The sequence below is a fragment of the Aquiflexum sp. TKW24L genome (assembly GCF_023502205.1).
Classification (GTDB): domain Bacteria; phylum Bacteroidota; class Bacteroidia; order Cytophagales; family Cyclobacteriaceae; genus Cognataquiflexum.
Genome location: NZ_JAMFLG010000074.1, coordinates 1 through 4435 on the forward strand (window position 1 = coordinate 1; position 4435 = coordinate 4435).

General features: G+C 37.5%; 6 protein-coding genes. All 6 read left to right on the plus strand.

All coding sequences use genetic code 11. The features are described from left to right. Positions 1-212 precede the first annotated feature (212 nt). Positions 213-1070, plus strand: coding sequence for a helix-turn-helix domain-containing protein (locus M3O96_RS21755; protein WP_249725335.1), 858 nt, complete (start codon positions 213-215; stop codon positions 1068-1070). Between the two features lie 113 nt (positions 1071-1183). Next, positions 1184-1816, plus strand: coding sequence for a Crp/Fnr family transcriptional regulator (locus M3O96_RS21760; protein WP_249725337.1), 633 nt, complete (start codon positions 1184-1186; stop codon positions 1814-1816). A gap of 172 nt (positions 1817-1988) precedes the next feature. Further along, positions 1989-2447, plus strand: a complete 459-nt coding sequence (locus M3O96_RS21765) for a DsrE family protein (RefSeq protein ID WP_249725352.1) — start codon at positions 1989-1991, stop codon at positions 2445-2447. Between the two features lie 65 nt (positions 2448-2512). Next, entirely contained in the window at positions 2513-3157 is a 645-nt protein-coding gene (locus tag M3O96_RS21770) for a response regulator (protein WP_249725357.1), read from the plus strand. A 9-nt stretch (positions 3158-3166) separates the two neighbouring features. Further along, positions 3167-3697: a DinB family protein gene (locus M3O96_RS21775; RefSeq protein ID WP_249725359.1), complete on the plus strand. Its 531-nt coding sequence runs from the start codon at positions 3167-3169 to the stop codon at positions 3695-3697. Positions 3698-4034: 337 nt separating this feature from the next. After that, positions 4035-4435 (plus strand): hypothetical protein (locus tag M3O96_RS21780; protein WP_249725362.1); only part of this gene is annotated, 401 nt, incomplete at its 3' end.

The window sequence follows — 4435 nt, forward strand, 5'->3', positions numbered from 1 at the left end:
ATTTTTTTTCAATAAATAAATCATAAGATTTTACCTCAGGTATAAACCCCCGTCACTGCTTTTTGCTATAAAAAATCAACTTCCATGATTAAATAAGAACTTTAATTGCTTTGGCATTATGTCCATTGAAAACATTTTGAATCAATCTATGGTTTTTTACAGGTGATTTTTGCTTAGATTAGTTTAAGACTTTATACAGTAAGTTTTTCATTATGAATGAAATCCAATCTTATAAGCCTGATAAGTCCCTTTCACCATATATCAGTGGATATATTTATTCAACTTATAAATCTGAGCTATCGGAGAAACCATTTTTTACACCAAAGGGCACAGCTGCAATAATGATTCCCTTGGAAATCAACTCCAATTCCTATTTTGACTACCCGAACAATTCTTCCAAGGTATATTTTGAAAAGCATTTTCCCTACTTATTTGGGTTAATGAGCAAATTGGCAAAATTCTACTTAAAAGGTCAATTTGAAGTCTTTATTATTGTTTTTACCCCGACCGGTCTTTTTCATTTTTTAGATGGTCCTGCAAGTCAGATGACAGACAAGGTTATGCCACTTGACCAATTGGGTTTGCCTGAATTACACCAAAAGATTAAGCATCTATTCGAATCCAATACCGAAATCGAATCTTGTATAGATCCTGTCAATAATTATTTGATAGATCATTTCAATTCAATACCAAGAAAAAAGGTTTCCGAATTTATTCCTTCAGTAATCCATCAAATCCATATGAACATGGGTGTTGTTAACCTTGAGGAAATTGTAGAACAGCTCGGAATCAATAATCGGACTTTTCAGATTCATTTTAAAAATCAAGTTGGGATTTCACCAAAATTATTTTGCAGAATTATCAGGTTCAATTCGCTGTTATTTGCTTTGGATTCCTCGCCCACGGCAGATATTCTGAGTTTTGCTATTCAATTTGGATATACGGACAAACCTCACTTGTACAAGGATTTCAAACAATTTTTAGGAATGACCCCAAAGGAATACAAGCAAATGATTAATAATGTAAACGCTCTTGTTGAAAAAGAAGTTAAAAAATACTTCCCCGAATAATTATCCAAATTTATTTCTACCATTCGCTTTTTTACAACATTTAGTATTTCGTTTTTACTATTTTTAGTGAGAAATACCTTTTCTCCTTTCCGATATTTTGAAACAAGACGACAATGGAAGCAACCTTAGATTTATTTAAAGAATTGAAATCTTTTTCGGAACCCGAACTTCAAAAGGAAATTCTGAAGCACGCCAAATTTATCAAAGCCAACAAAGGTGATATTCTGATAAAGGAAGGTCAATACCTGAATTTTCTGCCCATAGTCATCAAAGGATTATTGAGAGTGTATCAACAGAATGAAGACAGGGAAATTTTACTCTATTATGTGGGGCCTGAGCAAACCTGTATGATGTCTTTGTCATCTGCCTATTTTGATTATTACAGCACGGCCAATGGTATTGCTATGGAGCAATCCGAAATTCTTGTTTTGCCCGCGCACCTCATTGCCGAATGGCAACTCAAATACCCATCTTGGAATAAATTTATCCTCAGGACTTTCAAAAGCCGATACGATGAGTTGCTCAATGCTTTTGGAAATGTAGCCTTTAAGCCTATTAATGTGCGTTTGAAGGAATACCTCACCGCATACGTTAAAAATGAAAGCTCCAATAAAATCCCTGTTTCCCATCAAACGCTGGCGAATGATTTGGGCACCACACGCGTGGTCATATCGAGGATTTTGAAACAGTTTGAAAAGGAAAAGCTGGTAAAACTTCACCGGGGATACATTCAATTAATTTCCTAAACCCCAGTTTTAATAGTTGAAGAACAGATTTAGAATCTGTTTTATTCAAAATTTCAAATATTTATTTTTAGATAAGTATCTTTTGATACACAAAATTCTTAAAATATGGTTTTATGTTTAGGGAGACTAACGGTTGTTGGTCCTAGAGTTTTTCTCCTAAACATCAAATTTTATGAAAAGCCTTGTCACATTGAAAACAATCCTCTTAGTAGTAATTGTTGCATTTAGGTTAGAAGCGCTTGCCCAAACGGGAACTGTGAAGGAAGAGAAAATGAAAGTATTGATACACATTACTCATGGCCCCGAAAATCCTACACGGGCAGCACTAGGGTTTTTAGTAGCCAAAACCGCCATTGAGGAGGGATATGCTGTGACATTGTTTCTGGCAGGAGATGCGGTACAATTACTTCGAAAAGATGTGCTTGATAATCTGGCTGGTCTTGGCACCGGTAATCTCAGGGGTCATTATGATGCTATTTTAGCAGGAGGTGGGAAATTCTATTTATCCGGCATGTCAGCCAAGTCAAGAGGGTTGACCGAAGCAGATTTGAGTGACAAGACTGCGGAGTTTGCCATGCCAAAAGTCTTGCTTCAATTGTCGATGGAAAGTGACAGGATGTTTGTGTATTGAATTTGGAGCTTTCAATAACTCGTATTTAAGCATTTTACCTTTTTTCTTATATAAAAATTTCAGCCATGGGAATTTCTATTTTATTAGCAGATGATCACAATCTTTTTGCAGTAGGAATCAAAAGAATTCTGGACTTTATTCCCGGTTGTGAATTGGTAGGAAGTGTTCAGAATGGGAGAGAGGTTATTTTGTTTCTTGAAAGTAATCAAAAAGTAGATGTCCTTGTTCTTGACCTCCATATGCCTGTGATGGACGGGATGCAGCTTTTGCCACATCTCAGCCGAAAATTTCCTGACATGAAAACCATGATTCTCAGTGGACACCATACCAAAGGAACGTTGGAAGCCTGTAAAAATCTTGGCGCCAAAGGCTTTGTTGGAAAGGATTCCTGTTTTGAAATTTTTCGGGAAGCCCTCGAGGTCATCGCTGCAGGAGGTGAATATTTCCAGCCTGTTTCCATTACAAAAAACATATATAATGGACATTGGAACTGCCTCTACCAAAAATTGAGATCCGAATATGGGCTATCTGACAGAGAAACTGAAATCATAAAAATGATGCTCAATCAGAGTGAAAACAAAGAAATCGCGCAGCAATTGAATCTCAGTCCCTTGACAGTAAAAACGCACCGAAAAAACATTTACAAAAAACTCCATGTGCATAATATTTCGGGTTTACTAGGCTTGATAAAAGAGCATCCGGGGCTTTAATTCTATACTATGAACACTATTCAAAAGCTCGTTCAAGAAGTAGCGACAGCCCGCAAGCTGTACCTCGAGCAAATTGAAAATGTGTCAGAAGCTCAGGCCAAATGGAAACCTGACCCTGAAGTGTGGAACATTATTGAAATCACAGAACATCTTTTTTGGGCGGAACAGGGCGGAGTATTCGGAATGTGGAAAACCCTTCATGCCATCAGGAATGGCAACATTGTGCTTAGCTATGAATCACCTCATCAGGACATGTCGATAGAACAGGTGATCGAACTTACATGGCAGGCCAAGGAAAAAGTACCTGCAGTGGCAGTTCCCCGGCTAGGGGGTCCCTTGTCATTTTGGAAGACTTCCCTAAACAGTCTCCAAGAAGTTCTTCATGGATTTGGTGATGATTTGCAAGAATCAGACTTGAGAATACAGGCCCAGCCTCATCCCATCTCAGGACCCTTGGACTTTCATCAGCGCCTTGAATTTTTACGGTTTCATTTGAATAGACATACAGATCAGGTTACTCAACTTTTGGGAAAAATGTAACCTGGATTTTTCTACTTTTTATGGATTCTTTGTTGGTTAATTTCAAGCCTAGATTTCTCATTTTTTGTATTCTGAAATCCCAACTTTCAATTTCTACTCCAAGCTCATTTACCTACCTTTTTGATTTTTAACACAAATAATATTCTGAAACTACCCCAAAGAGGGTATTTTGATAACTAAAGTGTTGTTTACAATACTCCCAATGGGGTATTTTTTTTTGGTAGGATAAATGGGAAATTTACCCAAATCAAATTCCTTATAATCAATTGGATAGCTAGATTTAGCTATAGTATCCGCCTTCTTTTTTTTTCAATTTTATAAGCTATAAACCAATTTTATGATGAAAACTATACGATTTTTACTGATCTTCTTATCTATTTGTGCTTTTACCATTGCTTCGGCACAATCCCAGGTATTAAATTCATACAGAACCATCCAATCAGGTGATTGGAATTCGGTCGCCACCTGGCAACGCTTCGACGGAAATAATTGGATAGCGGCTGCTGGGGTGCCTTCATCGGCAGATGAAAACATCACCATCAGAGAAGGCCATACGGTTACCGTATCTGATACACGCACCATTGATCAAACTGTTGTGGAAGCTGGTGGATCACTTGTATTAACCGGATCCCTCAATGTAGCTGATGGTGCGGGAGAGGATTTAATCATTAATGGTACAATGTCTTGGAACAGCGGAATTTTGAGTGGTCCGGGTACCACTTTGATCAGTGAAGGGGC